22 protein-coding genes are annotated in these 26,582 nt (G+C 68.2%); 21 read left to right on the top strand and 1 reads right to left on the bottom strand.

All coding sequences use genetic code 11. The annotated features are described in order from the left end of the window. Positions 1 to 6: 6 nt before the first annotated feature. The 5 genes from K2R93_08185 to K2R93_08165 all read left to right on the top strand — a co-directional run bounded on the left by K2R93_08185 (position 7) and on the right by K2R93_08165 (position 6,844). On the top strand, positions 7 to 1,413 hold the full coding sequence (locus tag K2R93_08185; GenBank protein MBY0489806.1) for a hypothetical protein: 1,407 nt from the start codon (positions 7 to 9) through the stop codon (positions 1,411 to 1,413). 87 nt (positions 1,414 to 1,500) lie between these two features. Further along, a complete protein-coding gene (locus K2R93_08180) occupies positions 1,501 to 2,631 on the top strand; it encodes a hypothetical protein (protein MBY0489805.1) in 1,131 nt (376 codons plus the stop codon). Between the two features lie 35 nt (positions 2,632 to 2,666). Then, positions 2,667 to 3,803, top strand: a complete 1,137-nt coding sequence (locus K2R93_08175; protein MBY0489804.1) for a hypothetical protein — start codon at positions 2,667 to 2,669, stop codon at positions 3,801 to 3,803. A gap of 204 nt (positions 3,804 to 4,007) precedes the next feature. Continuing rightward, positions 4,008 to 4,670 (top strand): DNA repair protein RadC, encoded by a 663-nt coding sequence (gene radC / locus K2R93_08170; protein ID MBY0489803.1) that lies wholly within the window; start codon positions 4,008 to 4,010, stop codon positions 4,668 to 4,670. Beyond that, entirely contained in the window at positions 4,667 to 6,844 is a 2,178-nt protein-coding gene (locus K2R93_08165; GenBank protein ID MBY0489802.1) for a bifunctional (p)ppGpp synthetase/guanosine-3',5'-bis(diphosphate) 3'-pyrophosphohydrolase, read from the top strand. The genes radC and K2R93_08165 overlap by 4 nt, the downstream gene beginning before the upstream one ends. Positions 6,845 to 6,865: 21 nt before the next feature. On the opposite strand, the gene K2R93_08160 is transcribed toward K2R93_08165, so the two are convergent. Then, complete coding sequence (locus K2R93_08160; protein ID MBY0489801.1) at positions 6,866 to 8,782, bottom strand: methyl-accepting chemotaxis protein; 1,917 nt, start codon at positions 8,780 to 8,782, stop codon at positions 6,866 to 6,868. 257 nt (positions 8,783 to 9,039) lie between these two features. On the opposite strand from K2R93_08160, the gene uvrB reads away from it, so the two are divergent. The 16 genes from uvrB to K2R93_08080 all read left to right on the top strand — a co-directional run bounded on the left by uvrB (position 9,040) and on the right by K2R93_08080 (position 26,533). Then, positions 9,040 to 11,139 (top strand): excinuclease ABC subunit UvrB, encoded by a 2,100-nt coding sequence (gene uvrB / locus K2R93_08155; GenBank protein MBY0489800.1) that lies wholly within the window; start codon positions 9,040 to 9,042, stop codon positions 11,137 to 11,139. After that, a complete protein-coding gene (tsaE, locus tag K2R93_08150) occupies positions 11,129 to 11,617 on the top strand; it encodes a tRNA (adenosine(37)-N6)-threonylcarbamoyltransferase complex ATPase subunit type 1 TsaE (GenBank protein MBY0489799.1) in 489 nt (162 codons plus the stop codon). The genes uvrB and tsaE overlap by 11 nt, the downstream gene beginning before the upstream one ends. Before the next feature lie 83 nt (positions 11,618 to 11,700). Continuing rightward, positions 11,701 to 13,203 carry an HD domain-containing protein gene (locus K2R93_08145; GenBank protein MBY0489798.1) on the top strand — a complete coding sequence of 501 codons (1,503 nt, stop codon included), beginning with the start codon at positions 11,701 to 11,703 and terminating at the stop codon, positions 13,201 to 13,203. A gap of 88 nt (positions 13,204 to 13,291) precedes the next feature. Next, a complete protein-coding gene (gene tsaB, locus K2R93_08140; protein ID MBY0489797.1) occupies positions 13,292 to 13,990 on the top strand; it encodes a tRNA (adenosine(37)-N6)-threonylcarbamoyltransferase complex dimerization subunit type 1 TsaB in 699 nt (232 codons plus the stop codon). Positions 13,991 to 14,086: 96 nt separating this feature from the next. After that, positions 14,087 to 14,539, top strand: a complete 453-nt coding sequence (gene rimI / locus K2R93_08135) for a ribosomal protein S18-alanine N-acetyltransferase (GenBank protein MBY0489796.1) — start codon at positions 14,087 to 14,089, stop codon at positions 14,537 to 14,539. A 110-nt stretch (positions 14,540 to 14,649) separates the two neighbouring features. Beyond that, positions 14,650 to 15,162: a single-stranded DNA-binding protein gene (gene ssb, locus K2R93_08130; protein ID MBY0489795.1), complete on the top strand. Its 513-nt coding sequence runs from the start codon at positions 14,650 to 14,652 to the stop codon at positions 15,160 to 15,162. 212 nt (positions 15,163 to 15,374) lie between these two features. Then, positions 15,375 to 16,919: a LysM peptidoglycan-binding domain-containing protein gene (locus K2R93_08125; GenBank protein ID MBY0489794.1), complete on the top strand. Its 1,545-nt coding sequence runs from the start codon at positions 15,375 to 15,377 to the stop codon at positions 16,917 to 16,919. Positions 16,920 to 17,031: 112 nt separating this feature from the next. After that, positions 17,032 to 17,997 carry a GDP-mannose 4,6-dehydratase gene (locus K2R93_08120; GenBank protein MBY0489793.1) on the top strand — a complete coding sequence of 322 codons (966 nt, stop codon included), beginning with the start codon at positions 17,032 to 17,034 and terminating at the stop codon, positions 17,995 to 17,997. Then, the gene (locus K2R93_08115; GenBank protein ID MBY0489792.1) at positions 17,994 to 18,737 is read left to right on the top strand and encodes a MotA/TolQ/ExbB proton channel family protein; all 744 of its coding nucleotides are present in this window, start codon (positions 17,994 to 17,996) and stop codon (positions 18,735 to 18,737) included. The genes K2R93_08120 and K2R93_08115 overlap by 4 nt, the downstream gene beginning before the upstream one ends. A 3-nt stretch (positions 18,738 to 18,740) precedes the next feature. Further along, entirely contained in the window at positions 18,741 to 19,154 is a 414-nt protein-coding gene (locus K2R93_08110; protein MBY0489791.1) for a biopolymer transporter ExbD, read from the top strand. Then, positions 19,151 to 19,912, top strand: coding sequence for a TonB C-terminal domain-containing protein (locus tag K2R93_08105; protein ID MBY0489790.1), 762 nt, complete (start codon positions 19,151 to 19,153; stop codon positions 19,910 to 19,912). The genes K2R93_08110 and K2R93_08105 overlap by 4 nt, the downstream gene beginning before the upstream one ends. After that, the gene (locus K2R93_08100) at positions 19,912 to 21,228 is read left to right on the top strand and encodes a hypothetical protein (protein ID MBY0489789.1); all 1,317 of its coding nucleotides are present in this window, start codon (positions 19,912 to 19,914) and stop codon (positions 21,226 to 21,228) included. Before K2R93_08105 ends, K2R93_08100 begins: the two co-directional genes overlap by 1 nt. A gap of 63 nt (positions 21,229 to 21,291) precedes the next feature. Next, complete coding sequence (pal, locus tag K2R93_08095) at positions 21,292 to 21,852, top strand: peptidoglycan-associated lipoprotein Pal (GenBank protein MBY0489788.1); 561 nt, start codon at positions 21,292 to 21,294, stop codon at positions 21,850 to 21,852. Between the two features lie 28 nt (positions 21,853 to 21,880). Then, on the top strand, positions 21,881 to 22,735 hold the full coding sequence (locus K2R93_08090) for a tetratricopeptide repeat protein (GenBank protein ID MBY0489787.1): 855 nt from the start codon (positions 21,881 to 21,883) through the stop codon (positions 22,733 to 22,735). A 25-nt stretch (positions 22,736 to 22,760) separates the two neighbouring features. Beyond that, complete coding sequence (tatC, locus tag K2R93_08085; protein MBY0489786.1) at positions 22,761 to 23,525, top strand: twin-arginine translocase subunit TatC; 765 nt, start codon at positions 22,761 to 22,763, stop codon at positions 23,523 to 23,525. Beyond that, positions 23,522 to 26,533 carry a hypothetical protein gene (locus K2R93_08080; GenBank protein MBY0489785.1) on the top strand — a complete coding sequence of 1,004 codons (3,012 nt, stop codon included), beginning with the start codon at positions 23,522 to 23,524 and terminating at the stop codon, positions 26,531 to 26,533. Before tatC ends, K2R93_08080 begins: the two co-directional genes overlap by 4 nt. The last annotated feature ends 49 nt before the right edge of the window (positions 26,534 to 26,582 follow it).

Below are 26,582 nucleotides of genomic sequence, written 5' to 3'. Positions count from 1 at the left end.
TCTCCCATGATGCAATTCCACCCCAAGTCGGCAGAGGGCAACATGCGCTTCGTGATGCGAACCGCGCTGATCACGCTCGGCCTCGCGGCGGCTGCGCGAGTCGGCTACGCGCAGGGCGCGGCGGTCGATCCGCGCTTTCAGCCGTGGATGGGTTGCTGGGCCACGGTTGGTGGCGAGCAGACCCCGCCGCAGACGGGCGGTCCCGCCGAGGCGTCCCCGGACCAGCGTCCGACGCGCGCCTGCGTGGTCCCGTCCGTGCGGGTCCCGGGTAGCGTCGATGTGCAGCTCTACCGCAAGGATTCGCTGGTCTCCCGCGTACCGATCCCCATGCCCGGCACCACGTCGGCGCGCGAGATCGATGACTGCAAGGGCACCGAGACGGCCGAGTTCATCGCCAACGACACCCGCGTCGTGCTGCGTGCCGATCTGACCTGCGCGCGCGGCATCAAGCGCGTCGAGACGGGCCTCATGTCCATCTCGCCGACCGGCGAATGGATGCAGCTGCAGCACCAGCAGGTGGCGAATAATGCCGCGACCACGGTCGCGCGTCTGCGCTTCGATCCCGATGCCAGCGCCAAGCTGCCGGCGCTCGCCGGCGTGACCACCTCGAGCTCGGCGATGCGCCTGGGTGTCGGTGGCACGGTCACGTCGCTCCAGGTACTCGCCGTGGCGAAGGCCGTGCCGGTCGCGCTGGCCGAAGCGTATGTCGCCGAACTCGGCCTGCAGTTCAAGCTCGATGGCAAGGCGCTGGCGCAGCTGGCCGATGCCGGCATGCCGGCGCGCGTCATCGATCTGATGGTCGCGATGGCGCATCCGAACACCTTCCAGGTGGGGCCGTCACGCCCCACGATGGGGATGGCCAGCAACGATCCCAATGCGCCGGTGATTTCGGCCGCCATGCGTGAGCCGAGTGTGAGGCGCTCCTCCTGCAGCACACTGGATGAGTTCTGCTACGGCTATGGCGGTATGGGGGCCTGGGGCATGGGCTGGGGCTACGGCTACGGGCTCGACCCGTGGGGCTATCCGATGCCGATGTCGCGCCTCGGGGCGCGCTACCCCTACGGGATGTGGCCGTACGGTTACGGCTACGGCTATGGCTACGGGTACGGGTATGGCTACCCGGTCTACTACGGCAATGGCCCGGTCATCATCGTGAACCGTCCGTCCACGGGTGGCGGTGACAACAACGGCAGCTACGGGGGCGCGGTCCCCGGTCGAGCCGTGAACGGCGGCGGCTACACCCGGAATAACGGGGGCAGCGGCGGCACGGGTAGCACGGGCACCAGCCGCACCGTGTCACCGTCAGGCGGTGGCGGTGGAGCGGTGGGCGGCGCCGCGGCGGGTGGCGCGGCCGGCGGCAGTGCCGGCGGGGGTGGCGAAGCGCGAACCGCCAAGCCGCGCGGCGGCGCGTAACGCGCCCGCATGCATCGGAGTACTGTCGGCGGGCGATCCGGTTTCGGATCGCCCGTCGGTGTTTACTGAAGCCAGTGGAGGGAATGCATGCGGCGGATGCGGTGGCGGTGGATCGCGTGGCAAGGGGCCCTCGCGGTAATGCTCATGGGTGGCGCGCGGCTCGCAGCCCAGGCGCCGCTCAAGGTGGCCCGCGTGATGGAGCAATGGCGCGTGGATGGGAGCGAGTCGGGCCGGGCGTTCGGCGATGTACGCGACCTGCTCGCGCTTCCCGATGGCCAGCTCTGGGTACTCGACTTTAAGGATCAGGAGATCCGCCGCTATGACGCCGCCGGCACGTTCCGCGGGGTCACGGCGCGTCCGGGCGCCGGTCCTGGCGAACTGCGGAACGCCGACGGCATGCTGCTGCACGGCGATGGCACGGTGTGGGTCAACGATCCGATGAACGGCCGGCTCTCGGTATTTGGTACGTCCGGCGCGTTTCTTCGACAGCACCCGCTCGCGATTGGCGGGTGGCGCTACCGCTGGGAGGCATGGTTTGACCGGCGGACACACACGGTGGTCGACCCCCGCTTTGGCCCCGGCGTGGACGGGACGGCGCGCCGAATCAGCGTGCGTGGAACGGTGCTGGGGACGCTCGTGCTCCCCGCATGCAAGCAGGTGTTGGGGAGCCTCGGCTACAAGGCGCAGACCAAGGGGCGCGGCGGCCTGCAGGCGAATTATCCGTTCACGTTTGGCGGCGGTGTGGCGGGCGACCCGGCGGGTGGGTACTGGTGTGCGCCGGTGGATGGGACCCGTGCCGTTCGTCTCGGACTCGAGCGTCGGGACACCCTCGCGCGGACCGATCTCGAACTCCCACCGATTGCCGTCAGTGCGGCCGAGCGGCAAGCGCGCATCGCCGACGTGCAGAAGCGCGTCGCCACGTTCAGCTGGAGTGACTTCGATCCGTCGCGCGTGCCGTCCAGCAAGCCGCCGATTCTCGGCCTCTGGGTGGATCACGATGGCCGCCTGTGGGTGCGCCACGCGGACCGATTCGGGGTGCGACAGAGTGTGTTCGACGTCCACGATCATCAGGGACGTCATCTTGCGCGAGTGACCATTCCAGCGCGGAGCAGCGAGTTTCTGCCGGTGCAATCGCGTGGTGATCGATTGTGGCTCACGATTGTGGATGACGATGACGTGCCGTGGGTGACGCAATACCGGGTGACGTGGCCGCGATAGGCGGCGCCGGATTCCCGAATACCATGGAGGCAAGCATGCAACACATGGCGCATCGCGGTGCATTGGCGTTGGTCGGGGTTTCGCTCGTTGTGTCGATGCGCCTGTCGGCGCAGTCACGGACGTCGACGCCGACGAAAACGGTCGTCGCGAAGGAACTCTGGCGCGTCGACGGGACCGAGAGCGGCCAACCCTTCGGCAGCGTGCGCGATATTCTCGCGCTGCCGAACGGCGATCTGTGGGTGCTGGATTACAAGGATCAGCAGATCCGCCGCTACGATCGCGACGGACGAGCGCTGGGCGTGATCGGCCGCAAGGGCAGTGGTCCGGGGGAGATGCGCAATGCCAATGGCATGGTGCTCCACGGCGACGGCACGGTGTGGGTGAACGACCCGAGCAACGCGCGCTTCAGCGTGTTTCGCGCCGACGGCCGCTATGCCACCCAGCATGCGGCGCCGATCACGGGGTACGGCTATCGGTGGGAAGCGTGGTACGACGCGAGCACGAAGTCAGTGATCGACCTCGACTTCTCCAAGCGCGGCGTGATGCCCGGGCGGCGGCGGGTGTCCGCCACCGGCACGGTATCGGACCGCTTCGAACTGCCCGCGTGCAGAACGCGTCTCGATCTCATGTTCGAGGCCACCGCCCCGAAGGAGAGTCTGCAGGGGCTCTACCCCTTTTCGATGGGTGGTGGGGCGGCGGGTGATCGGCAGGGCGCGCTCTGGTGTGCCCCGGTTGATGACGATCGCGCGGTCAAGCTGCGCATCGGATCGGGCGACACGCTGGCGCGCACCACGGTGTCCGTACCCGCGCTGCCGGTCAGTACGGCGGAGCGTGAGGCCGAGATCGCGCGGGTGCAAAAATCGGTGGCGGCCTATCCCCGGCACACCTTCGATCCGGCCAAGGTCCCCACCAAGCGGCCGCCGATCGCGGCGCTGTGGGTGGACGACGACGACCGGGTGTGGCTCGAACATGGGCGCCCCGACGGCGCCGCCACCAGCACCTTCGATGTGTTCAACTCGTCGGGGGCCCATCTCGGCCGTGTGCTCATCCCGAGCCGGCGGAGCACCTTCCTCCCGATCCGGGCCAAGGGAGATCGCCTGTGGATTCCGGTGATCGATGCCGACGATGTCCCGGCGCTCGCGCTGTTCCGGGTCGCGCTGGCGCCGCGCTAGACGCCACGGCGCCACCACGCCGCTGCGTCGGATCGATCCCACGCGCACGCTTTCGGTACCGCTCACCACGGCGTGCGCACGCATAGTGCAGCGCCCCGGGAGGCCCGGGGCCCGCGTCCGCGGCGTTGTGGATATCGATCAGGGAGCAGGTACGTGACCTTTGCGACTAGCCAGCGGGACCAACCCCGTCGTACAATCAAGGAGATGCCGCACACCGATCGGCCGCGGGAGCGACTGCGGGCGCTGGGACCACACGCCCTCAGCACCCCCGAGTTGCTCGCCACGTTGATCGGGAGCGGGAGCCGGGACCATTCGGCGCTCGCGAGTGCCCATCTGGTGTACGAATGTTGTGGGGGCTCCCTCGGACGGTTGGCGGCCATGCCGGTCGCCAGTCTGACGCGGGTGCCGGGCGTGGGGCAGGCGCGCGCGTCGGCGGTGCAGGCCGCCCTCGAGCTGGGTCGGCGTTTGGCCGGCGAAGCCCGGGAGGCGGGGGTGCCGTTGCGGGGGCCGCAGGATGTCGCCGCGGTGTTCGCGCCGCGTCTGCAGGAGTTGCCGGTGGAGGAGTTCCATGTGGCGGTGCTCGATGCGCAGCACCGCCTCGAGCGGGACGTGCTCGTCACCCGGGGGCTCCTGAATTCGTCGCTCGTGCATCCGCGCGAGGTCTTCCGCGAAGCCATCGCGGAACGGGCGGCGGCGGTCATTCTGGTGCACAACCACCCGAGCGGGGATCCCGCGCCGAGTGCGGAAGACCGGGCGGTGACGGCGCAGTTGGTAGCGGCGGGACGGTTACTCGACATCCCCGTGCACGATCATGTGATCGTGGGGCGGGGTCGATACATGAGCTTTGCGGAGGCAGGCCTGTTGTGACGACGATCGCGCTGCACGAGATGATTCCGGGGTTCGGGCCGGGTGCCGATGGCGCCTATGATCGGCTCGACCACGAGCTGCTCGTGCGCGCGTACAAGTACTCCGACGTCGCGCACGCCGGGCAGGTGCGCCACTCCGGGGAGCCGTACGTGTCGCACTGTGTGGAGGTGGCCCGCATCCTGGCCGACCTCCACCTCGACACGACCACGGTGGCGTGCGGGCTCCTTCACGATATCGTCGAAGACACCGACATCACGATCGACGATATCGCGCGCGAGTTCGGCGCGGAGATCGCGCAGATCGTCGATGGGCTCACCAAGATCGCCAGCCTGCCGATGTCCTCGCGCGAGGAGCGGCAGGTCGAGAATTATCGCAAGCTGCTCCTCTCCATCGCGAAGGACGCGCGCGTCATTCTCATCAAGCTGGCCGACCGGCTGCACAACATGCGGACGCTCGACTGGCTCGCGCCGGAGAAGCGCCGCCGCATTGCGCAGGAGACCCGCGATCTCTACGCGCCGCTCGCCCACCGGTTCGGTATGGCGAAGGTGCGCTGGGAGCTTGAGGACCTCGCGTTCAAGCACCTCGAGCCCGAGGCGTACAAGACCCTCGCTAAGTTGGTCGCTGCCAAGCGGGGCGAGCGCGAGGCGCTCATCGCGCAGATGCGGGAGCCACTCGAGAAGCGGCTCACCGAGGCCGGCATTGCCGATGTCGAAGTCACCGGCCGCCCGAAGCACCTGTGGTCGATCTACAAGAAGATGCAGCAGCGCGATCGTCCCTATGAGGACATCTACGACCTGCTCGCCATTCGTGTGATCGTCCCCAATGTGCTCGAGTGCTACCACGCCCTCGGCGTGATTCACGACGGCTGGACGCCGGTGCAGGAGCGCATCAAGGACTACATCGCCCAGCCCAAGAGCAACGGCTATCAGTCGCTGCACACCACGGTGTTTGGCCCCGGGCGCCAGCTGTTCGAGATCCAGATCCGCACGCGCGACATGCACCGCACGGCCGACTACGGCATTGCGGCGCATTGGCTGTACAAGGAGAACGCGCGCAGCGCCGATGAGCTCGACCGCCATCTGGCCTGGTTTCGCCAGGTCCTCGAGTTGCAGCTCGACGCCGAGACGCCGGGCGAGTTCCTCGAGTTCCTCAAGCTCGACCTGTATCAGGACGAGATCTTCGTCTTCACGCCCACGGGCGACGTCATCCAGCTCCCCAAGGGCGCGACGCCGCTCGACTTCGCGTTTGCCGTGCACTCGCAGGTCGGTGCCCGCTGCGCCGGCGCCAAGGTCAACGGGCGCATCGCGCCGCTGTCCCGCGAGCTCAAGAACTCGGAAACGGTGGAGATTCTCACGAATCCCAACGCGAAGCCGAGTCGCGACTGGCTGGCGCATGTGCGCACCGGCAAGGCGCGCCACAAGATCCGTCAGCTGCTCCGTCTCGAGGAGCGCTCGAGCGCGATGCGCCTCGGTCGGGAGATTCTCGACCGCGAGGTCAAGAAGCGGCGGCTCCCCAAAGTCGACGACGACAAGCTCCTGCCGGTTGCCAAGCTCCTCAAGCTCAAGGACACCCCGCATCTCATCGCGTCCATCGGGGCGGGCGACGTGCACGTGCTGCAGGTGCTCAAGACGCTCTATCCGGATCTCGATACGAGTCCGCCGGAGCCCGAGAAGCCGAGCACCCTGGAGCGGATCGTCGATCGGGTGCGGGGCACGGGGAAGGGCATTCGCATTCAGGGGGCCGATGGCCTGCTGGTGCGGTATGCCCAGTGTTGTCAGCCGGTCCCGGGGGACAAGGTGGTCGGGTACGCGACGCGTGGCCGCGGGGTCAGCATTCACCGCTCCGACTGTCCGAATCTCCTGCTGCTCACGCACGAGCCCGAGCGCCGGCTCGAGATCGATTGGCAGGAGATGGCGGGCGAACGGTTTGTCGTGCGGCTCGCGCTCGAGGGCGTGGACCGGCGCGGCCTGTATGCCGACGTCGCGGCCGCGGTCAGTGCGACCGGTACCGACATTCGCAGCCTCGAGCTCAAGACCACCGACGGCCGCGTGAGTGGCTCGGCGATGGTCGAGGTCGAGAACCTGGCCCATCTCGAGCGCATCATGAAGGCCGCGCGCCGCGTGAAGGGTATCCTGGCGATCAGCCGCCGCGAGAAGATCACCGCCGACGAATAGCGTCGGCGGTGATCGTGGCCGTCACGCGGCCCGATGTGACGGTCGCGCGCCGTGGGACAACACCGTCGGCGCGCCAGCCAACCGGAAGCGCCCCACCAACTCGCGCATCGTGGCCGCCTGCGCGTTGAGCTCCTCGCTGGCACTCGCCGATTCTTCGGCGTTGGCCGCCGCCGACTGGGTCTGCAGGCTGACCTGATCGATGGCCTGCGAAACCTCGCTGATCTGATCGCGCTGTGCTGTGCACTCGGTCGCGAGGTCGCGCACCAGCGAGGTCACCTGCTCGGCGTGGGTGTCCACGGTGCGCAGGCGAGCGTGTACCGTGTCCGTCAGCGCCGCACTCGTCATGGCGCTGTCGACGGTCTGCTCAATCAGGTCCGCGGTCTCGCGGGCCGACTGGGCGGCGCGGATGGCGAGGTGGCGAACCTCATCGGCGACCACCGCGAAGCCCCGTCCGGCGGCGCCGGCCCGCGCGGCTTCCACCGCCGCGTTGAGTGCCAGCAGGTTCGTCTGGAACGCGATTTCGTCGATGGTCTTCACGATCTGGGCCGTCTGCGTCGCGGACGCGCGCATCCGGCCCATGGCCTCGCCGAGCTCCTGCATCGCCCCGGTGCTGGCGGTGAGTTGCTCCCGCATGTCGAGCGCGAGGCCACGCGCGCGATCGAGCCCGCTCGCGGTGCGAGCGGTGCTGCTCGCTTGCTCATGCATCGCCGCCGTCACCTCTTCCGCTGACGCGGCCTGCTCGGACGTGCTATGCGCCAACGACTGGCTGCCGGAGCTCACCTGATGCGATGCGCTCGCGATCTGCTCGGCCGCCACTTCGACTTCGCGCAGCGCCGTGGTGATGTTCTCGATGGCGCCGTTGATCGCGCGCGCGAGTCGCGCGTGATCGCCTTCGAACGTCCCCTCCATGCGCGAGGACAGATCGTAGGCCGCCACGCGCTCGAGCACCTCGAGCGCGGCATCGATCGGACGCGCGGAGGCATCCTGCGCGGCATTGAAGCCGGCGAGCAACTCGGCGTACGCCCCATCGAAGGCCGTGTGATTGGCCCGCAGGCGGAGGTCGCCCTGATGCGCGGCGCGTACGACGCGGCCCGTTTCCTCGAGCAAGCGCTCCAGCGTCACCACGGAGCGCTCGTACGAGCCAATCGCGGCCTGCGTGCGGGAGATCGCCGCATTGAGCGACTGCCCGGCGGCGGCCAGTTCATCGGCGCCGTCGATCACGACGGGGGTCGTGGCCACCACGCAGCGCTCGGACAGGCGGCCGTTCGCCAGCGCCGTGGTCGCCCGCTCCAGACTGGCCAGACAGTTGCGCTCGAGCGAGGCGAGCCGTTCGGCGATCGCGCCGAGCGCTCCGGTCAGGCGCCGCACGACGGTGCGTGCCATGAGGCCGGCGAGGGCGATGCCGAGCAGCAGCGCCCCCGTTGACCACCAGAGGCTCCGCTGTGCGCGGCCCGCAGTCTCGGCGGTGAATCGGGTCGCCGCCTCGAGCTCGGCGGCGGCCAGCTGTTCGAGCGCGCCTTCCGCCCGCTTCATCGCAGTACGCAGGTCGCCGTGCAGGAGCGCCAGGATCTCCGCGGTCGGTGCGGTGCCGGCCGCGGCCAGCATGGTATTCACCTGGGGGTGAATCGCACTCCAGTGCTCGAGGAAGGCCGCAACGGCGGTCTGCGAACGGCGGTCGGTCAGCGTGCGCTGCAGCGCCTTCGCCAGCGAATCCACACGGGTGACCCCCTCACGGGTGCGCGTGATCGCGTCGGCGCGCTGGAGGTGATCAAATGCCGCATCACGGTACGCCACGCGGACCTTCTGCACCTCGGCTTCGAGCTTGGCGACGTCGCTCAGGGGCCGGATGGTCTCGGTCTCCAGGGCGGCGGCGGCCTGCGACACGCCGCGCAGTTCGAACAGCGTGAGTGCCGTCGCCGCGGCACCCGCGGTCGCCATCACTCCAATCGTCCACCACAATTGGCGCCCAAGGGGGCGCGAGAAGAGCCACTGCTGCACTGGGTACTCCAAGAGCCACGGTTTCCAGAACCGACCGGCCAGCGTCGACCGGAGGCGGCGGGGAGTGGAGGAGGCCGGAAGCCCAGCCCCCAATGGCGATGAGAAGTGTCGGATTGCCGGGGCCAATTCTTGAGAATCGTGTACCAGATGGGCGTCCTTGCCCCGAAGAAACGCCGACAACCTGTTATATTGCCGGTATGGACACCCCGTTCCGCCTCCAGGCCCCCTTCGCCCCCGCCGGTGACCAGCCGCGCGCCATCGCCGAGCTCTCGGCGGGGCTCCATCGGGGGGACCGCCACCAGACGCTCCTCGGGGTGACCGGCTCCGGCAAAACGATGACCATCGCCAACGTCATCGCGGAGTGGGGGCGCCCGACGCTGGTGCTCTCGCACAACAAGACGCTCGCCGCCCAGCTCTACGGCGAGCTCAAGTCGTTCTTCCCGAACAACGCCGTCGAATACTTCATCTCGTATTACGACTACTACCAGCCCGAAGCCTACGTCCCCTCGAGCGACACCTACATCGAGAAGGACGCGAGCATCAACGAAGACATCGATCGCCTACGCCTGCGCGCGACCTCCTCGCTCATGGAGCGCGAGGATGTGGTGATCGTGTCCACGGTCTCGGCGATTTACGGTCTCGGCGATCCCGTGTCCTATCGCGAGCGGATGGTGGCGCTGCAGCGCGGGCAGACGATCGCGCGCGATGACATTCTCCGGGCGCTCGTGGGCATTCAGTATCTCCGCAACGATGTGAACTTCGATCGCGGGACCTTCCGCGTGCGCGGGGACACGGTGGAGATCCTGCCGGCGTACGAGGAGCAGGGCGTGCGGCTGGAGCTCTGGGGCGATGAGATCGAGCGCATCTCCAAGATCGATCCGGTCACCGGCGACACCATCGCCGTCCTGGATCGCATGGCGATCTACCCCGCCAAGCACTTCATCACGAATCGCCCCACGATCGAGCGCGCCACCAAGGCCATCCGCGACGAACTCGCGACCCGTCTCGCCGAGTTGCGGATGCAGGGCAAGCTGCTCGAAGCGCAGCGGCTCGAGCAGCGCACGAACTTCGATATCGAAATGCTGCTCGAGATCGGCACCTGTGCCGGCATCGAGAACTACTCGCGGCACATCAGCGGGCGGGAGGCGGGTGAACGACCGGCCTGTCTGCTGGACTATTTCCCCGACGACTACCTCGTAGTGGTGGACGAATCGCACGTGACGCTGCCGCAAGTGCGCGGCATGTACAACGGCGACCGGGCCCGTAAGCTGACGCTGGTGGATTACGGCTTTCGCCTGCCGAGTGCGCTCGACAACCGCCCGCTGGTCTTCGAAGAGTTCATGGATCTGGTGCCGCGCCTGATCAGCGTGTCCGCAACGCCCGGCGAACTCGAACTGCAGCTGTCGGAAGGCGTGGTGGTGGAGCAGGTCATTCGCCCCACGGGGTTGCTCGACCCCATCATCGAGATCCGACCGGTGAAGGGGCAGGTGGACGATCTGCTGCACGAGATCCGGCAGCGCGAACGCCGCGGGGAACGCGTGCTCGTCACCACGCTCACCAAGCGCATGTCGGAGGACCTCACCGATTATCTGCAGCAGATGGGAGTGCGGGTGCGCTACATGCACTCCGACATCGACGCCATCGAACGCATGGAGATCGTGCGTGGGCTGCGGCTCGGCGAGTTCGATGTGCTCGTCGGCATCAACCTGCTGCGCGAAGGGCTCGACATGCCCGAGGTGTCGCTGGTGGCCATTCTCGACGCCGACCAGGAAGGCTTCCTGCGCAGCGATCGCTCGCTCATTCAGACCATCGGCCGGGCCGCGCGCAATCTGAACGGCATGGCCATTCTGTATGCCGATCGCATCACCGGCTCCATGCAGCGCGCCATCGAAGAGACCGATCGCCGGCGGGCCATGCAGCGCGAATTCAATGCCGCGCATGGCATTGTGCCGAAGGGGGTCACCAAGAGCGTGGACGAGGTGCGCTTCATCACCCGTGTGGCCGATGCCCGCGACGAGCGCGAAGGGCAGGCACCGGCCCCCAAGAAGCTCGCGAGCGAATCGGCGCCACGCAGTCGCGAAGAGCTCGAGACGCTCGTTGGGGAGCTCGAAGTCGCCATGCGCGAGGCGGCCACGGCTCTCGACTTCGAGGCGGCCGCCCGGTTGCGCGACCAGCTCTTCGAAGTGCGCACCGCGCTCGGCCAGGCGCCCGCGCAGGCGCGAGGGAATGCGGCCGCACCCAAGCGGCCACCCGGCAGCGCGCCGATGCGGCGTGGAGGTGGGCGACGTGGTCGGTAAGCGCGCGGTGCCCCCCACCTTGACGCACCTGCTGTCGCGCGGTGCGCCGCGCAGCCCCGATCGGGATTCGCTCGAAGCGTGGGGGCGCGCGCTGGGAGCAGTCCTGCCGCGACCGGTCTGTCTGGCGTTCGAGGGGGATTTGGGTGCGGGCAAGACCACTCTCGTTCGCGCCATCGCCGACGGACTTGGGGTCCGGGATCTCGGAAGCGTCACCAGCCCGACCTTCTCGCTCGTGCAGGAATACGACGCCCCGCGCGGGCCGGTCCTGCACGTCGATCTCTACCGGCTGCGCAGTGCCGCCGAGTTGGAGGCGTTGGGGTGGGAGGAGATTGTCGATCAGGCCCCGGTGCTGCTCGTCGAGTGGCCCGATCGCGCCTTTGGTACGCTCCCCTCCGACACCATCACGGTGACGCTGGAGCACGACCCGACCGATCCCGCACGACGCTTGCTCAAGGTGCAGCCGCCCGGCCCACGCTGAGGCGGCTGGTCCCACCGAATCCGGGGGGATCGATCAAGGAAAGCACCGAACGAGCCGATCCTGATCAGGGAGTCTGCTCACTGGTGACCCGTCGCGCTTCCGCCGTGCCTCTGTCGTTTCCCGCTCGCTCTGCTGCCCTCTCGCACCCGACCCCCGTTGCCGGTGGTGGTGCGACCATCCGACTCGCCGAGGTGATCTCAGCGCTGACCTTCGCGCTGGACCTCACCGAAGGACAGCGCCCCGGTCACACGCTGCGCACCACGCTGATCGCGATGCGCCTGGGGGCGGAGCATGGCTGTGACGCCGCCACGATGGAGGCGCTGTTTTACGCGGCGCTCCTCAAGGACTCGGGCTGCTCCAGCAATGCCGCGCGCATGGCCGCGGTGTTCGGCAGTCCCGATCAGGAGCTCAAGCGCAACATGCGTCTGGTGGATTGGCATGATCGCTGGAAGCTCGCGCTGCGCACGGCGCAGAGCTGCGGCATCGGTCGCAACCCGCTGGCGCGGATCAAGCATTTCCTGCAGATCGCACAGACGCCCGATTTCACGCGCGAAATCATCAAGGTGCGCTGTGAGCGCGGGGCGCAGATCGCGCGCGTGTTGGAGTTTCCGCCGGCCACGAGCGATGGCATTCTGCACGTGGACGAGCACTGGTGCGGACTGGGGCATCCGGTCGGCATCGCCGGTCACGACATTCCGATCATCTCACGCATCCTGCTGCTCAGTCAGACGGTGGAAGCGTACCTGAGCGAGAACGGGCGGGCCGCGGCACTCGACATGGCCCGGCGGCGGCGCGGGACGTGGTTCGATCCGGCATTGGTCGATCGTTTGGTCGGCTGGCGTCGGGATGACGCGTGGTGGGGGAGCCTCGCTGATGCGGATCACCTCGAAGCGCGCGTCATCGCGCTGGAGCCGGGGCGCGACCCCATGGTCGCCACGGACGAGCGGCTCGATCGCATCGCCCACGCGTTTGCGGCGGTGATCGACGCCAAGACGCCCTTTACCGCGCGCCACTCCACGAATGTGGCGCGCTATGCGGTGGCGATTGTCACCGCGCTCGGGCACGATGCCGGTACCGCCCGCACGTTGCTGCGCGCGGGGCTGCTGCATGACATCGGCAAGCTCGGGGTGTCGAATCGCATTCTCGACAAACCCGGCAAGCTGACCGATGAGGAGTTCGCCGAGATTCGTAAACACCCCCGGTGGACGCTGCAGATTCTGCAGCAGGTCTCGGCGTTCGAAGCCTTCGCACAAGAGGCGGCCCAGCATCACGAGCGCTTGGATGGCCGCGGGTACCCGTGGAATCTCCCGGCGGCGCACTTGAGCGTGGCGGCGCGCGTGCTCGCGGTCGCCGATGTGTACGAGGCGCTGACCGCCGATCGACCGTATCGCGCGGGGCTCGCCGTCCCTCAGGTGCAGGACATCATGCGCCGGGACCGGGGCACGGCGTTCGATGCCGAGATTCTCGACTGCGCCTTCGCCCTCGCCGAGCGGGGCACCTTTGCCATGCTCTCGGAGTCGGTGGATGCCGGGTTCGAGCAGCTGGCGATGCCGGTACCGCGCGGCCTGATCGCCCGGGTCGCCTGAGCGGACTCGCGCGCCACGTCGCCCGCGACCCGTCGGATTGGCCCGCACCAGGGCTGGGGGGCGGCGCGCGAACGCGGTAGAATCCAGCATGGCCGCGCTCGATTTCTCCCGTCCCGTGTTGGTGCTTGAAGCGGCCACCAGTGCCGGCAGCGTCGCGCTCCTGCTGCCGTCGGGCGACACGCCGGCGGTCGCGGTGCCCATGGGTGCCGGCGCGGCTGACGGGCTGTTTCCCGCCATCACGGCGCTGCTCCGCGCCCATGCCGTTGACGTGGGGGCACTGGGCGCCGTCGTCTGCGGCGCCGGCCCCGGCAGCTTCACCTCGCTCCGCATCGCCGCCGCCCTCGCCAAGGGCATCGCCCATGGCGCCGGACGGCCACTCTACGCGGTCCCGTCGCTTGCCCTGGCGGCCGCAGCGTTGCCGAGTCAGGCGGAGGTCGGCGCATTCCTGGTGCACGCCGACGCGTTGCGCGGGGAGCGCTACGCGCTGGAGGTCGTTCGGGACGCGAGCGGGCAGGTCTCCTGGTCGGAGGCGCCACGCCGCCGGTCCATCGACGATCTGCGCGAAGCGTCGGTGCCGCTGGTGTCGGTGGGGCCGTCGCCCGCGGCGCTGACGTCGGCCTATGAACTGTGGCCGGAGGCCAGCGCCGCGCGGCGCGCGGATGGGCGCTGGCGCGAGGCACCAGTCGACCTGCGCGGGTGGGAGCCGCTCTATGGCCGTCTCGCGGAAGCGCAGGTGAAGTGGGAGGCGTCGCACGGTCGCCCGCTTCCCGATGTGCGCGACGCGTGAGGATGGTCGCGTGAGGATGGGCGCGTGAGCGATGCCGAGGACCGCCCGGTGCGAGACGGCCGAGCGCCGCACCGTCCACGGGTGGAGATCCGCCCCATGCACGGCACCGACGTACGGGCGGTCGCGACGATCGAGGCGTCGGCCTTCTCCGACCCGTGGCCAGCCGAGGCGTTCGACTCGCTGATCGGGCGCCCGCATGCGCGGCTCCAGGTGGCCGTTGACGCCGAGGGGACCATCCTCGGGTACTGCGTCGTGATCCGCGCCCTCGACGAAGGCGAGGTGGCGAATATCGCGACCAGTACGGCGGCCCGCGGATGCGGGGTCGGGGGGGCACTGCTCGACGAAGCCCTTGCACACGGTGACGCCACGGGGGTCGCCAGCATGTTTTTGGAGGTCCGCGTCTCGAACGACGCGGCGCGCGGGCTCTACGAATCACGCGGGTTCCGACCGGTCGGGCGTCGCCGGGGTTACTATCAACGCCCGGATGAGGACGCGCTGGTCCTCCGGCGCGACGCCCCCGCGGGTGCGGGTGCCGGACCCGGCCGCTGACCCACTCGTTCGAAAAACACCACGCGCGTTGTTCTGGTTTGGTGGGTGTCAGCCGCCTCCCCTAGCTTACGCCGCGTTCCCCATCCCTACTGCACTTTCGAGGAGGCACTGTGAGCCGCAGCCTGAACAAGGCCATTCTGATTGGCAACGTCGGGGGCGACCCCGAGATCCGCTCCGTGGGCACCGGCTCACGGGTTGCGCAGTTCTCGCTCGCCACGAGCCGCACCTGGAACGACCAGGGCGGCAACCGGCAGGAGAAGACCGAGTGGCACCGCTGCGTGGTCTGGAACAATGCGCGCGGCCCGGGCCTCGTGGACGTCGTGGAGAAGTACGTGAAGAAGGGTGAGAAGATCTACGTCGAAGGTGAGATCGAGTATCGCCAGTGGCAGGACAAGGACGGCCAGACGCGCTACACCACGGAGATCAAGGTGCGTGAGCTCATGCTCCTCGGTGGTGGCACCGGGCGTGGCGGCATGGGGGGCGATGACATGGACAGCGCGCCGCGCCGTTCGTCGGCGCCCGCCCCGCGGGCGGCCGCGAAGCCGGCGGCCGCGAGTGGCGGGGATGATTTCAACGACTTCCCCGGCGCACTCGAAGACGAAGACGACGATCTGCCGTTCTGAGTCGGTAGGCTGATGGGGGGCGCCGGCTTCACGGGCCGGCGCCCTCTGCCGTCAATGTGCAGCACGATGGTGTAATGCTTGGCGCCACCCACGTGATGGTGAGCGCGTTGCCTGTGTCGTTTCGGCGCGTCCCCTAAGTGGATTCCCGGAGCATCCGCCCCGGGCCAATCGCGCCGCATGGCGCGCGACCTTCTTGCTCGTGAGGCCTCCTGATGCGCGCTGCCGATCAGGCGCACTCGACCCCGACTCATACGGATGGGCACGCCGCTGGCGCGCTCCTCAAGTTGCTGGTGGCCGTGATCGCCACGCTGGCCCTGCTCACCATCTGGCGCCCGTCCGTCGTGGGTGCGCAGGAGGCCTCCAAGGCCGCGCCCCAGGCGGCGCCGCAGCCCCCCGCGGAAGCGAAGCCGGCCGCCGCCAAGCCGGCCGTCGCGACGGCGCGCACGCACGTCGTGAAGCCCGGCGAAACGCTGTGGGCACTCGCTGCGCGCTACTACGGCGACGGACACGCGTGGCAGCAGCTGGCGAAGGCCAACAAGATCGCCACCGATGGTGACAAGCCGCCCCTCGAGATCGGCATGACGCTGCAGGTGCCGGTCTCGAAGAAGGTGGCGGGCACCAAGGCCGCCGCCGTCGCGGCGGCCCCCGCGGATAGCACGGTCCCCAAGGTGGCGCTGATCAAGGCGGGCGAAGGAACCCTCCCCGCGCCGCCCGCCGAGTCGAAGGCCGAAGCGAAGGCCCCGTCCGGCTCGCTCGCCGCGCAGACGGCCGGCAAGGGCAACGCGTCCGGCAAGGGCGCTTCCCGCCCGGCGCCGAAGACGCCCAAGGATGCGGCCGCGCCCGTGGTGAGTGCGGCGGCGCCCGCGGCGCCTGCACCCGCCGAGCCGGAGTCGCTCGCCCTCCAGCGCCGTCAGCAGACGTTGCTCGGTCGTGAGGGGCGCGTACGCATCGGGCTGGTGAGCAATGATGACCAGACGGCCTCGCGGAAGAGCTCTGAGGTGCTGACGGTCTTCCATCGGGACATTCCGGATGCGGCCGAAGCCGAGCGTCGGACGAAGGCCGTGTTGCGGCCCAACACGCCGGTGCCGCGGCAGGGCGAACTCGACGCCGCGCCGTACCTCCTGACCGAAGCGGAGCATGCGCAGGCCGGTTCGATCGCCGGTCGCATCGGGGCGCCGCAATCGGAGCTGGAAGCGTATCCCGATCGGGCGTTGCGCAGCGACGAAATCGCGCTGCGGGCGGCCCCGAAGAAGAGCTTCCGCGTGGGCGAGGTGTTGCAGAGCTACGCCAGCATGCCCTCGTCGATCAAGGGGCGGCTGGTGGCCGTCCCGACGGGTGTGGTCGAAGTCACCGCGGTGCGCCCGAACGGCGAGGCGGTGGCGGTGATTCGCGAGCAGTCGGCGCGCATCGAGCAGGGGCAGCGACTCGCGCCGGCCGCCGGTGCGCCGGCCCCGCGGATCGATGCCGAGAAGCTGTCGACGCCTGACGTCGCCACCACGGTGGTATGGCTCGACCCGTCGCAGACCATCCCCACGTTGCAGAGCTATCTGCTCGTTGGCGCCGGCTCGGCGAAGGGCGTGAAGGCGGGTGACGAGTTTGCCCTCTACCATCATCCCAAGGGTGGCACCGAGGCGCAGATGGCGGTGGCGCGCATTGTCCGCGTGGGCGGTGACTATGCCGCGGCGGTGATCGTGCGGCAGAGCGGCGCCGATATCCACGCGGGGATGACCGCTCGGCGCATCGCGAAAGCGCCCTGAATCACAGCGCTGACGCGCTTCCATCTTTCCACACGCGCCGGGCGCCCCATGGGCCCCGGCGCGTGTTTACATTGCGGGACCTTCCACCACTAACTGAGAGGCAGACCGCGGCATGGCGAACACGATTCTGGTGACGGGCGGGGCCGGCTTCATCGGCTCGCATGTGGCCGACCGCTTCCTGGCCGAAGGCTGGAGCGTCACCATTCTCGACGATCTGTCGAGTGGCCGTGAGGAGAACATTCCGGCGGCCGCGCGCTTTGTTCGCGGCGACATCACGACCCCCGAGGCGGCAACGCTCGTGCGCGAGGGGCGCTTCGATGTCATCTGCCATCTCGCCGCACAGATCGACGTGCGTCGCAGTGTGAATGATCCGGCGTACGACGCCACGAAGAACATTCTGGGTACGCTCAACATCATGGAAGCCGTGCGCGCGAGTGGCTATCCGACGCGCACGATCTTCTCGTCGACGGGCGGCGCGTTGTATGGCGACTTCGAACCGCCGCCAAGCCCGGAAACGCAGGAGAAGAATCCGGAAGCGCCCTACGGCATCGCCAAGCTGTCGTGCGAGTACTATCTCGCCTACTACGGCCGCGTGCATGGCCTCGACACCGTGGCGTTGCGCTACGGCAATGTGTACGGCCCGCGTCAGGATCCGCATGGCGAGGCGGGCGTCGTGGCGATCTTCTGCAACCGGCTTCTCGACGGACGGGCGCTCACCGTCTTCGGCGACGGTGAGCAGACGCGCGACTACGTCTACGCCGGCGATGTGGCGGGGGCCAATTTCGCGGCCGCCACGGCGACGCTCCCGCCAAAGGGACGGCTCGATGCGCGCGCCTTCAACATCGGCACCGGCGTCGAGACGTCGGTGAACACGCTCGCCGAAACGCTGCGCGCGGTGTCGGGGGCCACGGCACCCATCGAGTATGCGCCGGCGCGCGCCGGTGAGTTGGCGCGGTCCGCGCTGAATACGGCCAAGGCCCGGGAGATCCTTGGCTGGACGCCCAAGGTCTCCGTGCGCGAAGGGCTGGAGCGCGCATTCGAATTCTTCGCCGCGCGTCGGCGCGGAGCGGGCCAGTGATCGCTGGCGGAACCGGGCTGGTGGCGCTGCTGCAGCTGTCCACGACCAATGGGGCCGCGAACACGTCGATCTTCGCGCTGATCGCGAACAGCGATGTCGTCACCAAGGCCGTGCTCGTGCTGCTCGCGCTGCTGTCGCTCCTCTCGTGGGCGCTGATGTTCGCCAAGTGGCGCGCGTTCTCGGGCGCCGAGCGCAACGGCGACACGTTTGTGCGGGAGTTCGAGCGTGCGCGCGGCATCGATGAAGCGGCGCTGTTGGCGCAGCGGTCGAAGCCCAGTGCGTTCACGGCGGTCTTCGCGCGGGCGGTGCAGTTCCTCAATGACACCAAGCCCGCGCTCGGCGCCACGTCTGATCGCACGGCGCGACTGTCCGGCTCCCAGGTGGAGGCGCTCCGGCTGGTGCTGGACGCCGAAACGGGGCGGGAGCGGGAAGAGCTTGGCCGCTTCATCCCGTGGCTCGCGACGATCGGCAGCGTCAGTCCGCTCATCGGCCTGTTCGGCACGGTGCTCGGGGTGATCGAAGCCTTCCAGGGGATCGCGACCAAGGGCTCCGGCAATATCGGGGCGGTCGCGCCGGGTATCTCCACGGCGCTCCTGGCCACCGCCGCGGCGCTGGCCGTGGCTATTCCCGCGGCATTCGCCTACAACGTGTTCGCGGCGCGACTCAATCGCTTTGACAGCGCGCTCGAGGGCTTCGGCTCGGAGCTGATCGCACTCATGGTGCGCGAAGGGCGGATCTAACGCATGCGTCGCGGCCGCCGCGGGGAGCGCATGGGCGTGAATGGCGAGATCAACGTGGTCTCGCTGATCGACGTCATGATGCTGCTCATGGTGATCTTCATGATCACGGCGCCGATCATGACCGGCGGCGTGGACGTGTCGTTGCCCAAGGCCGATGTGGCCCCGCTCGAACCGAAGAGCGGGTTGGTCGTCACCATCGATCGACGCGGCAAGATCTTCATCGACGACGTGCCGATGTCCTTCGCGGAGTTCTCCGGCGCCATCAAGGCGTTGCACGAGAAGAAGGGCGGGGGCGGTGTGCTGGTGCGCGGGGATGAGGGCGCGCAGTACGGCATCATTCTCCGTGTGGTCGCCGCGATGAAGTCGCAGGGGATCACCGAGGTGGGGCTGATGGCCGAACCAGAGGAGAACCGGTGACGCACGCCGCGCTCCGCCCGGATCTCCGTCCGGCGGGACGCACGCCATCGCGACTGGGGAGCGGGATCGCGGCCTCGGTGGCCGTGCATGTCGCGCTGGTGCTCCTGGTGCTCTGGTGGGGCGGCCGCCCCGAGCCGGCACGCCCCCCGGTGTATCGGGTCGAGCTGGTCGGGCAGCTTGGGCCGCGCCGGGTGGGGGTGGAGAAGTCCACGGAGGCCGCGGCCCCCGCCCCCGACGCCGCGGGGGCCGAACGGGTGCCGGAGGAGAAGCCTGCCCCCACCACCAAGGCGGTGAAGAAGGCCGCCGCCACCCCCAAGGCCACGCCGTCGCCCGCCAAGAGCAAGAAGGCCGGTGACAAGACCGCGGCCAAGTCGAGCGCCAAGGCGGCGCCGCAGGCGGGGGCGGGCGCGAATGGCGGCAAGAAGGGCGCCGATGTCGTCAACATCAAGACCGACGGGATCGAGTTCCCGTATCCTGGGTACCTGAACCAGATCACCCGCCAGATCGCCCTCAATTGGGATCCGAGCAAGGTCTCGGCCGCGCTGATCACCGAGGTCAAGTTCACGATTCGGCGGGACGGCTCGGTGACCGACATTCAGGTGGTCAAGCGCTCGGGCGACATGCTGTACGACGCCGACGCCCGCGGCGCCATCGAGGCCGTCGGCGCCGCCCGCAGCTTTGGCCCGCTCCCCAGCGGGTGGAAGGACGACGTCCTGGTGGTCTACTTCACGTTCGATTACTCCTTGCGCCCCAAGTGATGGCTCTGCGTTTGCCCTCCCGGTTCCTGCGTCCCATCCGCGCGACCGCGGCCCTGTTGCCGGTGCTGGTCGGTCTGGCGCTTCTGCCGGCACCGGCCCTGCGCGCCCAGGACGCCCCCGGCGTTCGCCTGGGCCTCAAGTACGTAGCCGGCGAAAAGAAGGCGCTGATCGTCCTCCCGATTGCCGGCACGCGCGGCGACTCGCTCGCGCTCATGCTGAGCCGCGACTTCACCAACAGCGACCGCTTTTCGGTGGTGTCGACCTCGGCGGCGCCGCCGGTGAACGGCTCGCCGAACTACCCGCTGTTCTCGAAGCTGGGCGTGGATGGCATCGTGCAAGTGACCATCCTCCCGTCGGGGTGGGCTCGCGTAGCCCTGCATGACGTGGGGCTCAAGGTCGTGAAGAACACCCGCGATTTCCCGCTCCCGGCGCCGGTGCTGTCGCCCGCCTGGCGCATGGCGGTGCACGGGATCGCCGACGCGGCCGAGGAATGGATCACCGGGCAGCGCGGGATCGCCCAGACGCGCATCGCCTTCACCCGCGGCGGGCGGATCTACACGGTGGATTCGGACGGGGCCAATGTGACCGCGGTGACGCCAAGCGGCATGTCGCCCCAGTGGCTCCCGACCGGGCGGGGGATCGTCTACCACGTCCTCGACGGCGTGCGCAACCCGATCATGTACACCGACCTCGTGACCGGTGCGCAACGCACGATCGCGAGTGCCCCCGGCGTCGAGCACAGCTCGGCGGCCGTCTCGCCCGACGGCCGCACCGTGGTGTACGCGCGGGGCACTGAGTCGGGCACGGACCTCTACGCCCAGCCGCTCGAGGGCGGTCCGGCGCGGCGGATCACCGTGGGGCGGGGGCGCGCCTCGACGCAGCCCAGCTTCAGTCCCGATGGCCAGCGGCTCACGTACATGAGCGACCGTTCGGGGCATCCGGAGGTTTATATTTCCGACGTGGACGGCGCCAACGTGGACCTGCTCACGTCGGGGTCGTTCGGCGATAACGATTACCGGTCGGGACCCGATTGGTCACCCGACGGGCGGCTGGTGGCGTTTTCGTCGCGCAACAACAAGACGTTTCAGATCATGACGATCAATCTGCGTGATCAGACCACGCGCATCGTCACCACGGACGGACGCAACGAGGATCCCTCGTGGGCGCCCGATTCGCGGCATCTGGTGTTCACCTCGACCAAGTCGGGGACGCGGCAGTTGTGGATCGTTGATACGGAGTCCGGCGCCACGCGGCAGTTGACGTTTGGTCCGGAGGCGCGGTTGGCCGCCTGGTCGCCGCGGTTGTTGTCGCAGTAAGTCGTTCGCCGTGGTGTGGTTCGTTCCTGGTCATTACTCCCCTCCCGAAACGGAGTTGCCGACATGATGCGCGTTGCTCGTCCGATGCTGTTGATGGCGTCCGCTGCCCTGGTCCTTGGTGCGTGCAAGAAGAAGCCGGTGGCCGAGCCGCCCAAGCCGGCGCCCACGCCCGTGGAAGCGGCGCCCACGCGTCCGACTGCTCCGGCGCCCGCGCCGCGCGACACCATGGCCGAGTACAACAACAAGGTCGCCACGGCGCGTGCGAAGCTGCTCGAGACGATCTACTTCGAGTACGACGCCGACGAGCTCCGCGATGATTCGAAGGCGATCCTCGACGAGAAGATCGCGATCCTCAACGCGAATCCGAATCTCAAGGTCCGTATCGCCGGTCACTGCGATGAGCGCGGCAGCGATGAATACAACATCGCGCTCGGTCGGCGTCGTGCGGTCGCTGCGAAGCAGTATCTGACGGACCGCGGGATCAGCGAAGCGCGCATCGAGACGCAGTCGTTTGGTCGCGAGCGTCCGGCGGTGCCGGGCTCGAGCGAGGAAGCGTGGTCAAAGAACCGTCGCGACGAGTTCGAGATCCTCGCGGGCGGCGAGACGTTGAAGCCGGCCAAGTAAGCGGATGCGCCACACCGGAGACCAGAAGATGATGCCCACCCGACTGTGGCGCTTTGGACGATGCCTTCCCCTCGTGGCCGTGGTGGCCACGGGGGGCTGTTTTGCCACCCGTGGTGACGTGCGGGTCCTGCAGGGCGATATCGCCCAGATGCGCACCGATGTCCTGAAGAACCAGCAGGAGCAGCGGGAGGCGCTCAATCAGGTGGCGCGCCAGCTGCAGGTGGCCAGTGATTCCCTCGCCCGCGTGAGCGCACGGACGGTCGGCCTGCAGGGTGATGTGCGCGGCGAAACGCGCGCCATCCGGGAGCAGCTGCTGCAGGTGCAGACGCTGCTCGGGCAGAGCCAGGCCACGATTGCGCGGCTGCGGAGCGAACTCGAAGCCGTGCGGAATGCCGCGGTGCCGGCCGGCGTCCCGGCCGCACCCGCCGCGCCGACCCCCGGCGCGCCCGCCGGTGCGGTGCCACCAAAGGCGACGGGCGATACGGCGACCACGCCGGTGGCCAGCCAGCCCGGCCCGAGCCAGCTCTACCAGAAGGGGCTCGACCTGATCAACCGGAATGCCTACGCCACCGGTCGGGCCGTGCTGCAGGAGCTGCTGACCTCGTATGCCACGTCGGACCTCGCGCCCGACGCGCAGTACTACATCGCCGAGTCGCTGTTCCGCGAGAAGAACTGGGCGGCGGCCGACCCCGCATATGCGGCGGTCGTGTCGAGCTACCCCAATTCGTCCCGTGTTCGAAACGCGCTCTACAAGCGGGGGCAGGTGGCCGTGCAGCAGGGGAACATCCCGCAGGCCCGGCAGTACTTCGAGCAGGTCATTGCGCGGTTCCCGCGCAGCGACGAAGCCGAGCTCGCGGCGGAAACCCTGAAGACGCTGCGCTGAGTCCAGCGCCGACCCCGAATCTCGCATGGCTGGAAGTCACTCCGCGGAAATGCCGTTCCTCGAGCACCTCGAGGAACTGCGCTGGCGTCTGTTCCGCTGCGCCGTGGCGATCGCGCTCGGCGTGGGGAGCTCGTTCGGGCTGCTGTACTCGAAGAAGGTGGATGTCATCGGCTTTCTGGAGCAGCCGATCCTCCCCTATCTGAAGCAGCCGTTGGTGGTGACCCACGTCGGTGACCTGTTCGACATTGTGATGAACGCGTCGATCACGCTGGGCCTCATCGCGGCGTCTCCGGTGATCGTCTGGCAGATCTGGGGCTTCCTGTCGCCGGCACTCTACGGCCACGAGAAGAAGGTCGTGATCCCCGCGCTCGTCTCCGCGGCCTTGCTCTTCCTGGCCGGCATGGCGCTGAGTTTCTACTACGTGTTGCCGGTGACGCTTGGCTTCTACGCCAGCTTCCAAAGCGAGTCGGTGCAGATCATGCAGACCGTGGAGGGCTACATGTCCTTCGTGACCTCCATGTGCCTCGCGTTCGGGGCAGTGTTCGAGCTGCCGGTCGTGATCGCGATGATGTCCGCGCTGGGCATCGTACAGCCGCAGTATCTCTCGCGGTTCCGCCGGCATGCCCTCGTGGGTTGCCTGATTGCGGCGGCCATCATTACGCCCGGTAGTGATCCCACGTCGCTGATCCTGCTGACGATCCCGCTGTACTTCTTGTACGAAGCGTCCATCACCGTGTCGCGGGTCATCGCGCGGCGCCGTGAGGCGCGGCTCTCCGCCGAGGTCGCGTGAACGCTGGGCCGGGCCTCGCGCGCCTCGTCCGGCGCGTTGGTCGCGGAGGCGGGAAGCTGCTGAGCGCCACAGCGCTCGTGCTTGCCGCGCTGCGTCCTGCCGAGGGCCAGCGCCCGACCGGGCGCCCCAGCACGATGCAGCCGCCCGCCGGTGGGCAGGCGGGCGGCAAGCGCTCGCCGAACGACAGCACCCGGGCACTGAGCAAGGAGCGGCGCGTCTTCGACTTCGCGGCGCCCGACTCGGCGATGCGCGAACTCCTCGACAAGGAGGGGTACAAGCGGGTCCTCTATCAGGGCGACACCGTCAAGTTCGACGCCGTGACGCGGCTCCTCACGCTCAAGGGCAAGCCTTCGGGCGTGCAGCGTGACGAAACGATGCTGGTCGGCGATTCCATCGTCTACAACGACTCCACCAAGAAAGTGGTGGCGCTCGGCGACACGGTGCTGCTGCGCGATCCGACGCAGCAGGATGCCGACGACTTCATCGCCAATGGCCGGATCGAATACGATCTCGAAGCCAAGCAGGGGATCACCGGTGCCTTCTCGACGTCGGTCGTGTCGGGGCAGCGGCTCTTCCTGACGGCGCGCCGCAGTACGATCCTCGCCGATACGCTCGTCAGTGGCCGTCATCTCGTGTACGCGAAGAACGGCTCGTTCACCTACTGCGATCACACCGAGCCGCATTTCCACTTCACCACCAAGGACATGAAGTTCGTGTCCGAAAATGTGATGGTGGCGCGGCCGGGCATCTTGTACATCGGCGAAGTGCCGGTCTTCTGGATCCCGTTCTTCTTCCAGGACGTGCGCTCGGGGCGCCGGTCGGGCATGCTCACGCCGAATTTCGGTGTCGCGGAACTCTTCCGGAACAGCCCGTCGTATCGGCGCAGTGTGCAGAACATCGGCTACTTCTTCGCGATCAACGACTTCATGAACGCGGAGGCGTCGTTCGACTGGCGCAGCGGCGCGCGCGCCACGGCCACCGATCCAGGCTTCCTGCGTGGCAATGCCGAGCTGCGCTACAAGTGGCTCGATCGGTTCGTGAACGGCGAGCTGGCGTACTCCTTTCAGGACTTGCGGAACGGCACCACGAATTCGTCGTGGACCCTGAATCACAATCAGGATTTTTCCCGAAACACCCGGCTCACGGCACGGCTCAACTGGGTGCAGAACACCCAGGTGCAGCGACAGACGGCGATCAATCCGTTTCAGTCGATGGCGACGATCCGGTCGCAGCTGAATTACCAGACGAAGGTCGGCCCGGCGCAGATCTCGATCGGTGGCTCGCGCGTGCAGTATCCGGGGCGGTCGCAGGTCGACATGGACTTCCCCTCGCTGAACGTGACCGCGGGCACGCTGCAGGCCGGCGCCGCGTCGTGGACGCCCAGCTTGCGCTTTTCGCTGAGCGGGCAGAGCAAGATGGACCAGGGCATTCAGTTCCCGTTCGTCTACAAGGCCAGCACGACCGGCGGGATCGACAGCTCGCGCTTCAACGCCAGCCGGCGCAACATGCAGTTCGGCTTCGATACGCCGATCAAGTTGTGGGACTTCCAGTGGCAGAACTCGTTCACCGTCAGCGAGAACGTCCGCAACTATCCGGAGCAGCGCGAGATCATCGGCGTGCGGGATACCTCCCAGCGCGTCATTCGCGTCTTCGATCGCACCTACGAGACGAACGTCGACTGGACCACCGCGTTCAATCTGCCCCGATTCTTCCAGGGCACCTGGAACATCGCGCCGTCCATCAGCGTCGCGAACGTCGATGGCGCCTCGGGCCTGTTCGTGCGCACCGAGCGCAGTGGCGGCAAGTTCGTCAGCCAGTCCAAGCGCCTGAGCTACAGTGTCGGTGCCTCGCCCACGCTGTACGCGATGCTCCCGGGGCTGGGGCCGGTGGCCAAGCTGCGTCACTCGATCAGCCCGGGCATCAGCTGGTCGTACTCGCCGGCGGCGAGCGTGAGTGACGAGTACCTGCAGGCGTTGGGGCGCACGCGCGTGGGCTATCTCGGCGCGCTCGCGCAGAATCGCGTCACGCTCTCGATGAACACCAACCTCGAGGCCAAGCTCCGGGCGCCGGCCGACTCGTCACCCGAGAGCGGCAAGAAGATCAAGCTGCTCTCGCTCAACTTCTCGTCGCTGACCTACGACTTCGTGCGCGCCGACAGCACGGGCAAGGGCTTCACCGACAAGATGTTCAACATCTCGGGGCGCACGGATTTGTTGCCGGGGCTGGATTTCCGCACGGCCTACGATCTCTTCCAGGGTGACCCCATGTCCGATACGGCGACGTTCAGCCCGTATCGCACGGACTTCGGCGTCACCTTCTCCATGGACAGCAAGTCCGCCCTCTTCGCGTTCATCGGGCGTCTGCTCGGCTTGAAGAGCGAGGTCGCGGTGGATTCGGCGGGCGCGCCGGTCTCACCCGGCGGCGAGCGTTCGCTCGGCGAGCAGAACATCACGCGGCAGTCGCGCAACATGAACGCGGCCGGTGGCGCGAACATGCGCGGGCTCCAGATGGCGTTGCCCTCGGGCGGTGGCTGGCGCCTCAATCTCCAGTACAACGCGGCTCGCCAGCGGCGCCCGCGCGGCGGGACCCAGATCGTGAACGATCCGGCCGCGTTGTGCGAAAATCAGCGCTCGCTGGGCATCCTCGTGTATCAGAACTGTCTGCTGCTGGCGCAGAGCGCCCCCGCCACGGGGCTGAACACCGGGCAGAGCGCCATCGGCGCCCCCGTGTTCATTCAGCCGCCCACGCAGAACGTCACGGCCAATCTGTCGTTCAACATCACGCCGAACTGGGCGGCCCAGTGGAGTACGCAGTACGACGCGGTGCGCAAGCGCTTCTCCAGTCAGCAGGTCGGCCTGCAGCGCGCACTCCATGACTGGAACGCCGTGTTCTCGATGTCTCAGGCGCCGAACGGCAATTTCTCGTTTAATTTCTTCATCGCCCTCAAGGCGCAGCCTGAACTGAAGTTCAACTACGACCGGCAGACGTTCCGCAACTCCTCGTTCTAGCCGGTGTCCTCCCGCCTGCTGTCTTCCCGCCCCCGGGCGACAGGAGACC

This window comes from Gemmatimonadaceae bacterium, assembly GCA_019752115.1.
In the GTDB taxonomy this organism is placed as follows: domain Bacteria; phylum Gemmatimonadota; class Gemmatimonadetes; order Gemmatimonadales; family Gemmatimonadaceae; genus Gemmatimonas.
Note: the sequence above shows the minus strand (reverse complement) of the source record. Positions and strands in the feature narration are given on the sequence as shown.